Genomic DNA, 15565 nt, shown 5'->3' with positions numbered 1-15565 from the left:
CGTCATTGAACCTGGCCGTCTTGCTGCCGCCACCCCAAGGCTTCCGCTTTCGCAAATGCTTCCATATTCCGCCCATACCACTGATCGGCCCTGGTCTTCAGATCGGCCGGAATGTCTTCCAACCTTGTGTACTTCCCCGCCAATTCCCGCCGCAAAAGGCCGTTGTAGGCGCTGCCCTTCTTGACCAGCCCATAGGCGAAGTTCGGATAATGCAGCAGCAGCACGTCTGAGACGGCGATCGCACTTTCGAACTCACCTTTGGCGATGTGATCTTCGATGAGAAAGGCGGCGATCAGCGCCGTTGCTTCGTCGTGGGTGAGAGCACGGAGATAGACGCCATTTGCAACGGCTCGGTCGGACATCGGCAGTTTCTGCCGATACCAGCCATCTCGGGTAAAACCGCCACCACTGGTGGTTTCCAGGTTCCAGACCTTGCCGTCATCGTCGGTATATTTGACGAAGACATGCAGCGGTGCCTCAGCCAGCGCCATCGTCAGGCCGAGGCGCTGGCCGAGCGCCAGGAACAGGAGCGGCATGGTGATGCAATTGCCGCGCCGGGTGGTCAGATAGCGTTGCAGCAGCCGGTTTGCAGGCTTCTCGCCGAGCGGATCGTCGAGATCGTACCGGAACGGTTTTTTGCCGTTCCAGGAACCGCTCTCATACAGATATCGTTTCAGGGCGGTGAGCTTGGCGGTGCTATCCACATCCTTGCCCGCCATCTCGGCGATCTCGGCCGCCATCCGGTCGACCATAGATTTGACGGCGGCCGTGTTCACAGACGGGTCGACCATGGCATCGACGGTCAGCTTGACATCGAGAAGGTCCCGAGAGGGTTCAAACAAGGCTTCGACCTGTCGCTGCACCGGGACGGGATCGGGTCTTGGCGACTGGGCAAGCGCGGCCGCCAAAGGTGCCAGCACCACCGCAATGGCAATGGAAAAGCTCCTCATCATTTGCCACCGGCTCGACGGCTTGCTGCCGTTGCGGAAGAGCCGGCGTCGATCGACTTGGAGTCAGCATTGGTCATTGCGGCCATTGCGCTTGCTGCCGCCCTCATGAGGATCGACGTGTTCCGCGGCTCGATGACTGGTTGACCGCCCGTCTGTTTTGCATCAGGGCGCGCGCCGTCATCCTTCGGGATAAACCTGCCGAATGCTGGATCGTAGTATCGTGCGTTGAGGTACATGAGGCCGGTTTCGGCATCGAAGCGTTCGCCGATATAGCCCTTCCTGGTCTGCATCGCCGTGTTGGTCGGCTGGCCATAGGCGGCATAGGCGGTCTGCTCGGCCGGCGTGCCGGTGTCGTTGGTCACCAGCCGGACCGAGGCGAGATGATCGCGGTGCAGGTAGCTCTTGGTGGTAGCCCCCGCCGCCGTGGTGGTGACCTTGAGGTCGGGATGCGGATAGCGGGTATAGATCTCCGCGCCGGGCGTGGTGCGGTCGATCTCGACATCGGCACTGGCATAGAGCGTCTTGCCGAAGGCCCAGGTCTTCATCGCCCGCGCTCCGTCCGGTCCATAGGCGAAGGTCACCGCCGATCCCGACTGCGTGACGCTTCCAAGCAGGTTCGACCGATCCCACACCAGCGTGCGGGTGCCGTCCGACAGCATGTTGCCGTTGGCGTCGTAGGAAAGCGTCTTCGTGCCGATCTTGGTCGCCGCATGCGGTCTCGCCGCAGTTCCGGCCGGATAGGTATAGGTCCCCATCTTCGTGCGCGACGTCAGATTGCCGGTCACCGAATAGCTGTAGGTCTCGTCGAGCGTGTTGTTGCCGAGATTGTCGGCCTTGGTCAGGCGGCCGAGATCGTCATAGGTGTAGGTCCAGCTGTCGGCAGTGGTCAGCCCGGTGATCGCCTTGATCCGACCGAGCTTGTCGCGCACCGTGTACTGATTGTCCATCAGCACCGTGGTGCCCTTCTTGGTCGTCACCCGCGTCAGCCAGCGCCGCTCCGGCGCATAGGCGAACGTCGTCGACACTCCGTTGGCATAGCTGATCGAGGTCGTCTGGCCGGGCACCGTCAGAAGCCGGTTGGAGATGTTGTAGGTCCACGGGGCCGACGCCGTGCCGACGTTGACGGCCGCCGGACTATAGGCGATCGCAAGCGTCAGGCCCGCCCTGCCCCTCGTCTCCACCGTCGTGTGGGTGATCCCGTCGATCACCGTCTTCGTCGTCAGCTTCGTGCCCGAGCCCGTCAGGCTGCGGCTGTAGCTGTGCTTGGCAAAGCCGTTGGAGGACACCGTCAAGAGCCCGACATCGTGGAACGGCGCGGCGCCCACACCGGCTTCGGCCGTGTCGTAGGTGTTGGTGGCCGTCACCGTCGCCGCCGTCTCGCCCGCACCCTTGACCGACTTCGTCCGCAACCGGCCCATCTGGTCGTAGGCAAGCGTCGTCACCGCGCCACGCGCATCCGTCTGGCTCACCAGCCGATTGGCGTTGTCATAGGTGTAGGACCAGTTGCCGAGATCCGGATCGCTCGCCGTCAGCCGGTTGCCCACAAGGTCATAGGTATAGGTCCAGGTCGCACCGCTATGATCGCGCACCCCTCTCAGCCGCCCCATCACATCGTAGGTGCGGCTTTCGTTGACCCAGGTACCGGAAAGGTTTCCGGAAGTGAGAATGACGTTGTTGTCCTTGTCGGTATAGGTGCGGCGGACCTTGCCCTCCTCGTCCGACATGCGCATTTCCATCACCGGCAGGTTCGTCGTGCCGCCGACCGCCGTCGCCGGCTGGACGTTGTAGGCGTAGGTCCGCTGCGAGGCGTCCGGATTGACCACCTTCACCACCCGGTCATTCCAGTCGTAATAATTGACCGTCAACCTGGACGCCTCGTTGGAGAAGCGGGTCGCGGCCGTCTGCCCCACATTGCCGCGGGCGTCATAGCGCGTGTCGGTGACACGCGTCGCTCCACCGGCCACATCCGGCGGCGTCTGCACCCGCCACTGCCGCGCCAGTCCGTCATAATAGGTGCGCGTGTAGACATTGCCCGATCCGGTCGCCAGCGGTTCGTAGACCACCACCGACTGGGTCGCGGGAATACCCTCGTCGATATAGCGGGTGTTGACGTATTTGCCGGTGCCGGCGTTCGTGTAGCCGTACGGCCGGCAATAGGCATCGTAGGTGAAGGTCTCCTTCACCCCGTTCCAGTCCACCTTCGAGGCCGGCTTGCCGCACACATAGTCCGGCGTGTAGCTCGTCACGAACCGCGTGTCCGCCGGCAGGCCGCCGAGCACAAAATACTTGGGCGCCCGCTCCTTCACCACATGCAGGTGATAGGTCGCGTCGTAGTCCCATTCCGTCCGGTTCCCCACCCCGTCCACATGCGACAGCCGGTTGCCGTACGCGTCGAAGGTAAAATATTCGAGATAGGAGGCAGAAGTCGGCTCGACAGATTTGTAAGACCGCAGGATCGTCAGGTTGCCCTTGGCCGGCGGTGCTGCATTATCCGTGGAACCATCGTAGTAAAAAGCCTGGTGCCGCTCATACACATCCGTCGAGGTGCTGAACCCGCCCGAGCGGACGTTGCGTTGCCGCGGCAGCGACACGATATAGGCCGTCGTGTTTGGCGCGTAGGACGTCACTGTCCAGGTCTCGTCACCGGTCAAGTCCGTACGGCCGACATCCCGCAGCTGGGTTATGTTGCCATAGGCGTCGAAGATCCGATCCTTGCGCAGCACCAGCGAAGTGCTGCCTTCCGTCAGGGTCGTATCCGTCCGGGTGTTCAATGCCCGATACGGTTTGGTCGCCGCATTGACCGCATAGGTCTCCACCACCTTCTTCGAGGCGGTGTTCGCCGCGTCGCGGCTCACCGTCTGCGCCGGCAGCCCGTAGCTGGCCAGGTCCTGACGGTAGGTGATCTCTACCACGGGACGCGTCGTCTCGCCCCAGGCCAGCGGCTTCGTCACCGTGATCGTCTTGTAGCCCAGGAACTTGCGCGCCTTCGGATCGTAAAGCCCGCCCGCATAAGCATAGTCCGTCACCGCAGCCGTCGTGCGCCCGTCGCTCACCGTCAGCTTCGTCACCGCATGCAGAACCTGCGGCATGTAAACGTTCGTCCAGCGCGTCGACGGCGTGTAGTCAACCGCAACCGAACCGCCCGTCTCGAACTTCACCGTGCGGAGAAGATTCGGATTGCCGGCGCCGGGGTTGGAGACATAGGTGCTACCGGTTCCGCTCACTACGTCCGGCAAGCCGTCGCCGTTGAAGTCGCCAAAGGCAATGGTCTGGTCGAAGTCTTTTTCGTCTAGCCGCCATTGCGCCCCGCTCGCCGTAAAATTGAGGCGCCAAGGTTTACGGGTCGGAAGGGCGATATTCTGGCCCGTGCTCTTCGGTGCGAGTATCTCGACACGACCATCGCTGTCGACGTCCAGAAGCGCCGGAGATCCGGGGATCTCGCCACTTGCCACCTGCACAAACGACTTGCCGGTCGACAGGTAGACGACGAGTGAATAGTTGGTGCCGGGCTCTCCATAAAAGCGCAAGATATCAGGGGCCCCGTCTCCATTCAGGTCCCCAACGACACAGCGATAGCTGCCGCAATTGACGCCGGTACTGGATGTCGCCCAGGCGCCGTTCGCGAAACGATAGGCGACCGCATTGCTCTCCCGGGTCAGCACTCCTTGGAGGCCGTTGCCCGCGAAGTCTGGTGCGCCGACGAGCGACTTGCCGAAATCGATGACTTTATCCAGCCCGTCACCATCGTGATCCAGAATCGCCCCATTCTGATCCACTGCAGCGCAGACTGCAGAATAGGTGCTCGAGCAGGCTGTCAGGCTCATGTTGAGGTTCTGGTCCAGCCGGCCGACGCGATATTCCGTATGCTTCTCGGTGATCTGAGAATCGCTGGTGCCCCACGTAAAGCGCCATTTGAACTTGAATGCGGTGTCTCTTGGCCTGCCGGCTACAAACCGTCCTCCGACGATCTTGATCTCCAGGGAACCGGGATCGGCCTGGTTCGTCCACTCCCCTTCTGGAACAAAGGTACCGGCCACCGTACCGTCATTGTTGAACCTGACATAGCGCCAGGAACGGTTGCGACTAAGATATTGCTCGTCGCAGACCATCTCCCAGCACCGGGACGTATTGGCAAGCCAGCCGTAAAGTTCGTCCTTTCCGTCGGAATTGAAGTCACCAGCGCTCATTTGGACAGGCGAAGCGGAGTTTGGGGTGAATTTTACCTGCCCACCCGTTGCCCCAGGCTTGGCGGCATAGCTGTACGCCAGGTTGTCGTAGGTCATCTGCCGGATGGTTTTGACGGTGGTGCCGGTGATGGTGCCGTCCGCGGCGACAGTGGCATCCTTGCCGTAACGGTCGACCTTGACGAGCCTGGACGTGTTGGAGAACGGCGCCTGGTCGTAGGTCAGGGCATAGACGTTCCGGACCGCCGTCCCCACCTTCACCGAGATCGTCTTCACCCTCTTCTTCGTGTAGGACAGGCTCAAGCCGTTCGCCATAACGAGGAAGTCGGGACGGTCCTCGTAATAGAACGTGATCCCCGCACCCGAATAGCTGATCGACTTGGCATAGCAGCCAGGCAGGTCCGGGCAGCTATAGCCGTAATTGACCACCTGCCCGTTGGTGTCCTTCACCTGGGTCAGCAGATAGCGCCCGTCGTGCTGCAGCTTGTAGTCCGTCGTGCCCGAGGCCGGGCTGGTGCCGGCAATCGCCATCACCGACTTGAACAGCGACACCGTCCCGTCCCGGTCGGTCACCGTCCAGGTGTTGGCCGCCGCGTCGAAGCTCACCCGCTTGAAGTTCTCGTTCTCCGTCACATGCGTGCCGCCGGCCGTACACGAGGCCGCCACCATGCCCTCGGCGCAGGCCACCAGTTCCTCGCCGTTCAGCAGATAGACGTCATTGGCATCGAAATAGGGATAGCCATAACCCGGACTTGCCCGCTCGATCACATCGAAACCGTCGAGCCCCCAGGCATAGCCCAGCCAGCCCTGGTAAAGGCCGCCCAGCCTCGTCTTGCGGGCAGAACTGTAGGAAAGCGCGATCTTCGGCTCCAGGCCGCGAAAGGCAGGGACGTCGATGGCAATCTTCTGGGTGAAGAAGCCGTTGCCGCCGATCTCCGGCACCGATGGCCTTTCCGGCGCGTTGACCGCCGGTGCTTCCTGGCTGGTTGCCGCCGCCGCCATCGCCGTCATCGCCTGCGGTTCTGCGGCATTCTCGTCCGTCGCCTCGGCATCCGCCTTGTCAGCCTGCGGCTCTTCGCCTTCGCCGTCATCATCGGCCGGCTTGCCGAGCGCCGTGCCGTTCGCCTGACCGGCCTCGTCCTGACCGCCCGAAGCGCCGGCAGATCCACCCTGCCCCGCCTCCACGGAACTCCCGCCGAGACCACCGTTGCCGAAGCCACTCCCGCCACTGCCGAAGCCGCCGCCCGCCGGCCCCTGTTCGCCGGCAAACGCAACACCGCCGAACATCCCATCCAGCAGCACCGCTCCCGTCACCCCACCCGACAAAACGCAAAGCGATACCGTGGCGGCCAAAGCCGCAAACCTTACCCGACTATCTCGCATGAGCCCCCTCGAATGCGAATCAGAACGTAATCAAAACACAACCCATCCTAGAATGCCCCGCCCCCAAAATCGCAACCCCCAAAATCAGGGGGTCATCGAAATATTATAAACCGCAAGAGCTTATGAAACTGACGCCGACGTTTACCTGCTGTTGCCACTCCGCGGTCATTTAATCCGACCGGAACAGCAAGCCACCAAAAATTGTGGACAGGACGAAAGAGCTGAATTTCGGTCATGGCGCGAACAGCCACGTTCGATAGGATCGAGGGCGGGGCGCAGGCAGGTTCTTTCATGAAGTTTTCAAGGCAGCTTTATCTTTTAGGCTCAATGCTATTGAGCGCCTGCAGTACGAGCGATTCCATCGAAGACGTGTTCTCGGTCAAGCTGAACGAGTTGGACTCAAGTGGCAAACCGCTTCCCGCTTCACATCGTTCGTCCCACGGCTTCACGACACGCTCTGCAGATGGGTCGGTTTTCGCAGGCGCTACGCAATATGGAACCGGGAGCTTCCTCAATACGCAGCCGGCGATCAGTGCAGGCAAGACATCCAAAGGTGCGGACGGATACAATCTCAATCTTCTTGATGCACCGATCAATGCTGCGGCAAAAAGTGTCCTCGGCGACACGTTGGGGGTCAACTATGTCGTTGATCCGCGCGTCAGCGGCAAGATCACTCTCCAGACTGCCGCTCCCGTCTCGAAAGAGGTTCTCCTCGACATCTTCGAATCCGCCCTGACCGTCAACGGAGCCGTGATCACCAAACAGAACGGCAGCTACCAGATCGTTCCTGCGTCCGAAGCCTTCTCGTCCACACCCGAGATCACCACAGCTGTCTCTTCGCTCGGCGGACCGGGAATCAAGGTCCAGGCGCTCGAGCTCAAATATGTTGCCGCCGCCGAAATGAAGAGCATCCTGGAGCCCATCAGCCGGAAGGGCTCCATCCTGAGAACCGACGATCGCCGCAATATCATTGTGCTCGCCGGCACGAGCAATGATCTTTCGGCCATGCGCAACGCAATCGGCATTTTCGACGTCGACTGGATGAAAGGGATGTCGGTTGCGCTCCATCCCTTGAAAGCGTCCCAATCCAGCGCCGTTGCCAAGGAATTGGGGGCAATCTTCTCCACCGAAAACGGACCTGGAAGCAACATCATCCGCTTCATTCCGAACGAGCGGCTGAACGCCGTTCTCGTAATTACCTCGCGGCCTGCATATCTCGAGCGAGCCGCGGCGTGGATTTCCAAACTCGATCGGCTGGCCGCCACGAATGAAGAGCGGCTGTTCGTCTACAATATCCAAAACCGCCCAGCCAAGGAACTCGCACAGGTTCTGCAATCGGTCCTCAAGGGACGCGAAGGCCAGGCGGCCGCTCAAGGGAGCATCGAAAACCCGATCGCACCCGACCTTCAGCCGGCGACTATTTCCAGCGCTTATGACGCCTCGCAATCCGAAGTACCGGCGAATGGCGAGGCCGCATTGCTTTCGAACCCGATGGGACAACCCGGGAAACCAAGAACATCAGTCGTGGCGGATATCGAAAATAACGCACTTCTTATTTCGACCACCGCGCGGGAATACGAGCGGATCGAGCCTTTGCTTCGACAGCTTGACGTTGTCCCAACGCAGGTCATGCTGGAAGCGGTCATTGCGGAAGTCACCTTGAACGACGAGTTGCGGTTCGGCCTTCGGTGGTTCTTCGAGAATGGCAATTTCCGGGTCGGCTTTTCCGACCTCTCGTCAGGCGGAACAGGCGCCAGTTTCCCTGCACTCGCCTGGAGCTACGCGACCAACGACATTCGGGTGACCTTGAATGCTCTTTCGAGCATCACTGACGTCAATGTCGTCTCCGCACCGACGTTGATGGCGTTGAACAACCAGAAGGCCATTTTGCAGATCGGTGATCAGGTGCCGATCGTCACCAGACAGGCCCAGAGTACCGACAACAGCGATGCGCCGGTGATCAATTCGGTCGAGATGAAGGACACCGGTATCATTTTGACGGTCACACCGCGGATCAACACGTCCGGCAAGGTGATGCTCGACATCCAGCAGGAGGTCAGCGACGTCGTCAAGACGACCTCGTCCGGAATCGATTCTCCCACAATCCAGCAGCGGAAGGTTTCGACCCGGGTGGTCGTCAACGACAACGAAAGCCTGGCGCTTGGTGGGTTGATCCAGCAAAGGAACGATCTGGTGCGCAGCCAGGTGCCGATCCTGGGTGACATCCCGCTGCTCGGCAACGCTTTCAAGCACAAGACGGATCAAATCAGGAAGACCGAGCTGATCATCTTCATCAGGCCGCGCATCGTCAGAGACGTCAACGAGGCGAGAAGCGTGACCGAGGAGTTCAGGCAGCAGCTCGACTTCAGCTCCGACATCAAGAAACGACGGGGCGGCTCAAGCAAGCTGGAGCAAGACATGAAGCGCCTGAGCTATTGATGGTCGACATGACACTCCTTTTGATGGCGGTATTGCTCATCTGCTTTGGCCTGATCTGCTATTCGGATTTTCGATGGTTCGTCATTCCGAATGCAGTCAATGCAGCCATCCTTCTCGCTGGTTTGATGTACCGCGCAGAACAAGGAGCATCATCGGTCGCCCCGGCATTCGCCTTTGGCCTGGCGATCGCGGCCTTGATGTGGACCATTCGCCAGGTCCATTTCAAGCTCACGGGCCGGCTGGGGCTTGGTCTCGGAGACGTCAAGCTTGCGGGCGCTGCTGCAGTCTGGTTCAGCCCGTTGATGTTTCCGGTTTTCCTGTTTCTGGCCTCGGCATTGGCGCTGCTTTTTCTGGCAGGTTCGAGCCTCAGGAAGCGGAAATCGTTGACGACAAAGATCCCGTTCGGACCATTTTTGGCTGCGTCCCTTATCATCACATGGAACATCGAACGCCTTTTCGACCCCTTTATCGGACCAATCCTATGACAAATTTCGAGCAGCGCCTCATTTCAAAGGCCAGCCGCAACCGCGCGGACGACGGCTTCACCCTGGTCGAACTCCTCGTCGTGCTGGCAATCATTGGACTGATCGCGGCCCTCGCCACTCCGCAGGTTCTCAGATATCTGGACTCTGCGAAGGTCGATACGACGAAGGCGCAGATCAAAAATTTCGAAAGCGCGCTTGAGCTTTATTATATCGACACGGGCCATTACCCGACGACCGAAGAGGGGCTGGCGGCGCTTGCCAACCGTCCTGCCAGCGGTGGCACCTGGAACGGTCCCTACATCAAGAATGCCGGCTCGTTCGTCGATGCATGGAATACGCCTTATCAGTATCGCAGTCCCGCCGAGGATAAGCCGTTTCAGATATTGTCATTCGGCCGCGACCGGAAAATGGGCGGGACCGGCCAGGATTCCGACCTCGTCAGCAACTGATCATTTGCCTGCCGGTATAGCCGCGATCCGTTCGATGATTGTTTCATCAGAGAACCGCCCGGCTGATAGCTTGATCCTGACCGCCGACGGCAGCGCCTCTTTGTCAGTCCAGCGATCCAGCCATTCCGGTTCGGTTGTCCTGCCGGGACTTGTCAGAAATTGAAATTCTACCGAACTCAGCCCGGCGCTGATCGTAAATTCCTCTATCGGAGTATCCGAGGGCATCCGCCGTGGACGGTTCCGCTGAATGAGGTCGATGCCGTCGTCGTCTCGCGACCGCGTGACGATCTCGATGTCGCGCAAGGAGGAGCGGTCACTTTCGACACGAGCCAGGGAAACGAACCGCATGCTCGAGCGTTCTGCGACAAAAACGAGCTTTTCGTTCGGATCATCTCCAATAAGCGCCAGTGAACGCGCGTTCGAGAGCAGACGTTGCAGATAAACGGCGGTCGCCCCTATCTCCGTATCGGCTTCGCTCGCGTCTGTTGCGCGTTGCATAGGCCGCAGTTGAAGGATGGCAACCGCAAGCAGGCTGGACAGCAATGCCGTGATGCAGAGCGCCACCAGCATCTCAACGATCGTAAACCCGTCCTCCTGGAAATCTGGTCTTCTGCCTGCAATGGCGCGGTGGGCGTTGAGCGTCATCATTCGATGCCCGCGTCAGTGCCGAAAAGGAGAAACTTGTGCGCTCGGCCTGAAGCGGACGAAATGGTGATCAACGCAAAGCTCACATCTTTTCGTGAGGCTTTTGTTCCCGCCGGAAATGCTTCTATTTTCCACCGCTGAACGCCATCCATGCCCTCCAAAGTTCGCTTCGCCCGCAACAGACCTGGCAGTTTTTCTGCCCGCAAAACTCCAGCCAGTCTGGCGGCATCCTGCCGCTCTCTTGCACTCGAAAGGCTCTTCGATGCGATTGCGACGGTCTCGGCCGAAATCGCAAGCGCAATCGAGAGGATCATAAAGGCAATCAACGTCTCGAGCAGCGTAAAGCCGCTGCTATCATTGGCGAGCGTCATTTGACTGCCCCCGCCAATGACGGAATTCCGATAAGCCAATTGATCGAGACAACTGCTTCGACATTCTCCGCCGATCCGAAGCGGAGCGTCCCTCCGCTCGCCCCGCCGTCAGGGAAAAATGTAATATTGCCTCGATCCGTGGTCGTCTTTTCATCACGACCGACCGTGGCCGAAAACGATACTGTCGACGGTATCTCTATCGCGTTAGCCTTGGCTTCGGACCGTATGGACCTGGCGGCGGCATCCAGCATGAGGGCTTTCGGGGTCCCACTCTTCAGTGCGGACAGACGGGTGAGCTGCGCCATAGACAGAACTTCGCGCGCCACCCGCGTCGGCGTGGGTTTCGTCAAGCCCTGGACGGACGGAATTGCAATCGAGAACAGAAGCCCGATGACAGCCAGGACGACGAGCATCTCAGACAGGCTGAACCCCTCGCTACCGGCATTCAAGGCCTGTTTGCCGCACCGCATTATTGAGCGCTCAATTCGTTGATGCCGAGAAGTGCCGTCATCACCGATATGACCAGACCGCCGACCAGCAGACCTAAGAAAATGGTAATGGCAGGCGTCAGCAGGACAAGCATTCGGTCGGTTGATCGCTGGGCATCAGCCCTGAGAATTCCAGCTGCGTTTTCAAGAACGGCAGAAAGCCGGTTCACTTCGTCTCCAATGGCGACGAGCGAAACCACGCCGCGAGGAAAAAGACCGATGGTCGCAAAGGCTTCCGGCAACCTCTTTCCCGAAATCACCTGTTCCCGCATTGACAGAAGCGGCTCTCTGTAAGATTGCGCCGGACAACAACGTGCCGCGAGCGCGAGGGCTTCCGGGAGGGGTACGGCATTTTCCAACAGCAACGAAAGGCTCTGCAGATATCGTCCAAGTGCTGATTGCCGAAACGCTCCGCCGATGAGCGGAAGCTTGAGCAGGATCGCCCCGAACCACTCACGAAAGAAGGAGGGCCGCAAGATGGCAATCGACGAGAGAAGGCCAAGGCCTGCGAACAGGGTGATGATGACCGAAGGCTCACTAAGTGCTCTTCTTAATCCCGAAAGCAGCGCAACGATCCAGGGAAGCGCGCGGCCTGAGCTTTCAAAGATCGGCTCCAGCGTTGGAACCAGGACGAAGGTGACAATGCCCACCGCGACGAACATCATCACCAGCAGAAACAACGGATAGACCAGAGCGTCGACGATCTGTTTGCGCTGCAGATCACGCCTTTGAAGATCGGCCGTGATAACCTTCATGACGGAGGGCAGACGCGCGCTGCGCTCACCGCTCGCCACCAAAGCAAGTGCTTCTTCGGGCAGGCCATTTATGCCGGAAAAGGCGGCGGAAGGCATGGCGCCGGATGCCAGACGCTCGATGATATGTCCGATGATCTCCTTATCCGCACTGCGACCACTTGCTTCATACAGGGCGCGAAGCGCCTGGTCGATGCCGAGCCCGGCATTCATGAGGACAGAAAGATCGCCAAAAAAACGGGTTTGATCGAATTTTGCGCGCAGCAACGCTCGCAGGCGCGCTCCCGATCTTGGGGGGGGTGCCTCAAGAATATCGAGATCTGCGACGGAAAGACCCCTCGCCTTCAGCTTACGACGAGCATCCAGAAGATCGAGCGCATCAATTTGACCTTTTTGCTGCCGTCCTTCGGAGTTGAAAGCCCTGTAGTAAAAATGTTCCATCAGCGGTCTTCCAGTTCCACGACCCGTACGGCCTCGGCAAGGGTTGTGATCCCATCTGCCGCGAGCCGATACGCGTGGTCCCGCATGGGCATCATGCCTTCTTGCCTGGCGATCGTTTCGATTGCCTCAAGATTTGCTCCGCTGACGACCGCGCGGCGTATCTGATCGGACATCTCAAGGATCTCGAACGTCGTTTGCCGCCCTTTAAATCCTGTTCCCGAACAGGCCGGGCACCCCGTCTTGTCACTCCAGTCCCGGCACGCCTCGCAGCACCGCCGCACAAGGCGTTGGCCAATCACCCCTCTCATGGTCGCATCGATGAGAAACGGCTCGACGCCCATGTCGCGCAGCCGGCTGAAAGCACCGACTGCGCTGTTGGTATGAAGGGTGGAAAGGACCAGATGGCCTGTCAACGCCGCTTGGACGGCAATCTCGGCAGTTTCACGATCACGGATCTCGCCAACCAGGATGATGTCTGGATCCTGCCGGAGCACCGAGCGCAAAGCGGATGCAAATGTCAGCCCGATCGCTGGATCGATCTGCAACTGCGTAATACCTGTCAGGCGATACTCCACCGGATCCTCCACGGTGAAGATCTTCACCTCGGGGCGATTGAGCTCCGCCAGAATGGAATAAAGCGTCGTGGTCTTGCCCGAGCCGGTTGGACCGGTGACCAGAACCATCCCGTTTGGCCGGCGAATGATTTGCCGGATCTTCTCCGCTGACGCCGCATCATAGCCCAGTGCGCCAAGTTCAAGTCGAACCGTCTCCCGATCAAGGATGCGCAGGACGACCGTTTCTCCGTGGATTGTCGGAACAACCGAAAGGCGGAAATCGACTTCCAGGCCTCGTACGGCAAGTCGGAGGCGTCCGTCCTGGGGCAAGCGCCGCTCGGCGATGTTGAGCCTTGCAAGAATCTTGAGGCGGCTTATCACGCCGGGATGAAGCGTACGCGCCGTGTTCTCCACACTGGTCAACATTCCGTCCCGTCGAAAGCGGACGCGCATGAAATCGGCCTCCGGCTCGATATGAATATCGGTAGCCTTTTCGTCGACCGCCTTTTGGATGATCCTTGATACAAATTTGACCACCGGAGCATCGCGTGCGATGTCCTGCAATCGCTCGAGATCGACATCGGCCACAGCGTCGGGATTATCCGCCACCTCCATACGATCGCTGCTTTGGCGGACACCGCGTATATAGTCGTCAATGGCGCTTCGCGGGGCGATTTCGAGGCGTAACGGCAACTCAAAGAAGTAGCGGACGGCTCTGATTGTCTCGAGGTCGAAAGGATCGGCGACTGTCAGCAACAGATCCCCATTCTCGACTGCGCGGGGAACAAGCGCTTTGTCCGCGGCAAAATCCAGACCGAGCCGTTCGACAAGCTCGTGGCTCTCTATCTGAGGCAATCTGGTTAGCGCGGAAATCTGCAGGAAATCTGCCATCTCCGTGGCAATTGCGGCTTCCGGCAGAATGCCGAGTTCGCGGATGATGATATCGATGGGTTGACCCGTTTGCCGTTCGGCCGATCGGGCCCGCTGTGCGGCTTCGGCGGTTATGCGTCCGGAACTCTCCAGAAAAACCAGAAACTCCTGAGGCGATGCGGAATGCAGGGTCACGTCAACACCTCTCCTAACAACTGGACGACATCATGGCCGAGAACCGCCTCGCACCCCCTCGCCCGCAGCGGTCGCTCCGGCTTGGCATCGATATCGATTGATGCAATTCGCTTGCTCCGTCGCCCCTCATTTCCTGCCAGAAAAATGGCCGCATCTCCTGCCGAGGAATCTCGATCAAAAAGCACGGTCTCGATGGTGTAATTCAACGAGGGACCCAGGCTCTCGATCGACTTTGACAAGATGGCCCGGCCAGAATTTACGGAGAAGACGCGACCAAGTTCGATCACGGAAATATCGAGAAGCCGATCGAAATCGTGAAGCTCGGAGAGGTCTTCGAAGGGAGCATGCTTGAGGCCTGCCGCAACGCCCGTCGCGGTCTCCCCGTCCGTCACGCGCGGCGAGCGAAACTGCATCACCAGGCTCGCAATGGTCTGCGCATCGTGCCCTGACAGGCCCGCATTTTGAAAACCTTCCCTTAACAGAGGTTCTTCCGCCGTATTCAGATTGATGAGGCGGGCATGCGGCACAATCGAGATCCTTGCGGCAGCATGGTCGATCAGGCAATCCAGCGACAGGAATTCGCCTTGCTCCGCCTGCTGGCGCCAGCGAGCATCATCGCCAAGGCGCCAGGCAAGATAGCCGTTGAGCGCTTCGGCGGCATATCCGAGCCGCGTACGATCATATTCATAGGAGGTGCTCAGAGCTTTCACGCGCGACGCCGCCGCAAACGGCATGAGGACCATGGCAAAAAGCAGCATGAAACCGAGCACCGCCAGCAGGGCAAAACCGCCCTCTCCTCTGCTCTGGCTCGCTTCAATCCTCGGCTCCACCGATCTGCGCCTTTCCCGCTTCGTAAAGAGAAACCACCGCGCTCTGCGAACCGGAGCTCAGCGACATCGTCTCAGCCGTAATCGAGACGATCGTCCATCCGGCAATCTTTGCTCCCTCGCCGAACCAGTCGGCGCTCGTCTCGCCGGTTGCAACCAGAGCCGAAAACTTGCCGTTGATGGCCCTCGTTCCCTGGAGCTTCAGAGGCGGCAGGGAAGACCCCGGCTCCGCTAGAGCCTGCTCCACGACCACTTCGGCGGGCTCCTCGGCAGGCGGCGGCTGAACGAAGTCGCGCCGCGTCGGACTGAAAACAGGGCGCGCAAGCGTTTCGGGAAGCGTGAGATCGGCCAAAAGCGGCGACTGATCGGTGCCTGCGGATCTTGCGGACGAAATGCTTTCCGACATGGCAACGGGCAGCGGTGAAATATCGATCACCGTCCCTGAGATCACGACGTTCAGCCCGAGGAGACAAAGAAAGGCCGCGACCATCGTCAGCAGTGCCTTCCACCGTCCGTCCAGCGATCTCAGCAT

Annotated in this window: 12 protein-coding genes; 3 read left to right on the top strand and 9 right to left on the bottom strand. The window is 59.7% G+C overall.

What is annotated here, in order from left to right; translation table 11 throughout:
- Window positions 1-2: 2 nt before the first annotated feature.
- Both QEO92_RS28540 and QEO92_RS28535 read right to left on the bottom strand, forming a co-directional pair.
- Window positions 3-953: a transglutaminase family protein gene (locus QEO92_RS28540; RefSeq protein WP_280107545.1), complete on the bottom strand. Its 951-nt coding sequence runs from the start codon at window positions 951-953 to the stop codon at window positions 3-5.
- Complete coding sequence (locus QEO92_RS28535) at window positions 950-6517, bottom strand: toxin TcdB middle/N-terminal domain-containing protein (RefSeq protein ID WP_265105908.1); 5568 nt, start codon at window positions 6515-6517, stop codon at window positions 950-952. The genes QEO92_RS28540 and QEO92_RS28535 overlap by 4 nt, the downstream gene beginning before the upstream one ends.
- 291 nt (window positions 6518-6808) lie before the next feature.
- Between QEO92_RS28535 and gspD the strand changes: the two genes are divergently transcribed.
- From gspD to gspG, 3 genes are read left to right on the top strand one after another with little or no spacing between them, the layout of a single operon-like run.
- Entirely contained in the window at window positions 6809-8956 is a 2148-nt protein-coding gene (gene gspD, locus QEO92_RS28530) for a type II secretion system secretin GspD (RefSeq protein ID WP_227705541.1), read from the top strand.
- An 8-nt stretch (window positions 8957-8964) separates the two neighbouring features.
- Window positions 8965-9441 (top strand): prepilin peptidase, encoded by a 477-nt coding sequence (locus QEO92_RS28525; protein ID WP_227705540.1) that lies wholly within the window; start codon window positions 8965-8967, stop codon window positions 9439-9441.
- Window positions 9438-9890, top strand: coding sequence for a type II secretion system major pseudopilin GspG (gene gspG, locus QEO92_RS28520; protein ID WP_227705539.1), 453 nt, complete (start codon window positions 9438-9440; stop codon window positions 9888-9890). The genes QEO92_RS28525 and gspG overlap by 4 nt, the downstream gene beginning before the upstream one ends.
- On the opposite strand, the gene QEO92_RS28515 is transcribed toward gspG, so the two are convergent.
- The 7 genes from QEO92_RS28515 to QEO92_RS28485 form a co-directional block, all read right to left on the bottom strand.
- On the bottom strand, window positions 9891-10538 hold the full coding sequence (locus QEO92_RS28515) for a hypothetical protein (RefSeq protein ID WP_227705538.1): 648 nt from the start codon (window positions 10536-10538) through the stop codon (window positions 9891-9893).
- Window positions 10535-10906, bottom strand: coding sequence for a type IV pilus modification PilV family protein (locus QEO92_RS28510; protein ID WP_227705537.1), 372 nt, complete (start codon window positions 10904-10906; stop codon window positions 10535-10537). The genes QEO92_RS28515 and QEO92_RS28510 overlap by 4 nt, the downstream gene beginning before the upstream one ends.
- Window positions 10903-11376 (bottom strand): GspH/FimT family pseudopilin, encoded by a 474-nt coding sequence (locus QEO92_RS28505; RefSeq protein WP_227705536.1) that lies wholly within the window; start codon window positions 11374-11376, stop codon window positions 10903-10905. The genes QEO92_RS28510 and QEO92_RS28505 overlap by 4 nt, the downstream gene beginning before the upstream one ends.
- The gene (locus QEO92_RS28500; RefSeq protein WP_227705535.1) at window positions 11376-12587 is read right to left on the bottom strand and encodes a type II secretion system F family protein; all 1212 of its coding nucleotides are present in this window, start codon (window positions 12585-12587) and stop codon (window positions 11376-11378) included. The genes QEO92_RS28505 and QEO92_RS28500 overlap by 1 nt, the downstream gene beginning before the upstream one ends.
- Entirely contained in the window at window positions 12587-14032 is a 1446-nt protein-coding gene (locus QEO92_RS28495) for a GspE/PulE family protein (protein WP_407722182.1), read from the bottom strand. Before QEO92_RS28495 ends, QEO92_RS28500 begins: the two co-directional genes overlap by 1 nt.
- A 170-nt stretch (window positions 14033-14202) precedes the next feature.
- Window positions 14203-15036 carry a hypothetical protein gene (locus QEO92_RS28490; RefSeq protein WP_227705533.1) on the bottom strand — a complete coding sequence of 278 codons (834 nt, stop codon included), beginning with the start codon at window positions 15034-15036 and terminating at the stop codon, window positions 14203-14205.
- Window positions 15020-15565, bottom strand: a complete 546-nt coding sequence (locus QEO92_RS28485; protein ID WP_227705532.1) for a hypothetical protein — start codon at window positions 15563-15565, stop codon at window positions 15020-15022. Before QEO92_RS28485 ends, QEO92_RS28490 begins: the two co-directional genes overlap by 17 nt.

The organism is Neorhizobium petrolearium (assembly GCF_029854435.1).
Taxonomy (GTDB): Bacteria; Pseudomonadota; Alphaproteobacteria; order Rhizobiales; family Rhizobiaceae; genus Neorhizobium; species Neorhizobium petrolearium.
The sequence above is the reverse complement of the archived record's forward strand: the minus strand, read 5'-3'. Positions and strand labels throughout refer to the sequence as shown.

What these genes read in the sequence shown, in the direction of transcription:
- QEO92_RS28485 (WP_227705532.1), bottom strand. Translation starts at nt 15,565, where the DNA reads ATGCTGAGATCGCTGGACGGACGGTGGAAGGCACTGCTGACGATGGTC.
- QEO92_RS28535 (WP_265105908.1), bottom strand. Translation starts at nt 6,517, where the DNA reads ATGCGAGATAGTCGGGTAAGGTTTGCGGCTTTGGCCGCCACGGTATCG.
- QEO92_RS28515 (WP_227705538.1), bottom strand. Translation starts at nt 10,538, where the DNA reads ATGATGACGCTCAACGCCCACCGCGCCATTGCAGGCAGAAGACCAGAT.
- QEO92_RS28540 (WP_280107545.1), bottom strand. Translation starts at nt 953, where the DNA reads ATGATGAGGAGCTTTTCCATTGCCATTGCGGTGGTGCTGGCACCTTTG.
- QEO92_RS28500 (WP_227705535.1), bottom strand. Translation starts at nt 12,587, where the DNA reads ATGGAACATTTTTACTACAGGGCTTTCAACTCCGAAGGACGGCAGCAA.
- QEO92_RS28505 (WP_227705536.1), bottom strand. Translation starts at nt 11,376, where the DNA reads ATGCGGTGCGGCAAACAGGCCTTGAATGCCGGTAGCGAGGGGTTCAGC.
- QEO92_RS28495 (WP_407722182.1), bottom strand. Translation starts at nt 14,032, where the DNA reads ATGGCAGATTTCCTGCAGATTTCCGCGCTAACCAGATTGCCTCAGATA.
- gspG (WP_227705539.1), top strand. Translation starts at nt 9,438, where the DNA reads ATGACAAATTTCGAGCAGCGCCTCATTTCAAAGGCCAGCCGCAACCGC.
- gspD (WP_227705541.1), top strand. Translation starts at nt 6,809, where the DNA reads ATGAAGTTTTCAAGGCAGCTTTATCTTTTAGGCTCAATGCTATTGAGC.
- QEO92_RS28510 (WP_227705537.1), bottom strand. Translation starts at nt 10,906, where the DNA reads ATGACGCTCGCCAATGATAGCAGCGGCTTTACGCTGCTCGAGACGTTG.
- QEO92_RS28525 (WP_227705540.1), top strand. Translation starts at nt 8,965, where the DNA reads ATGACACTCCTTTTGATGGCGGTATTGCTCATCTGCTTTGGCCTGATC.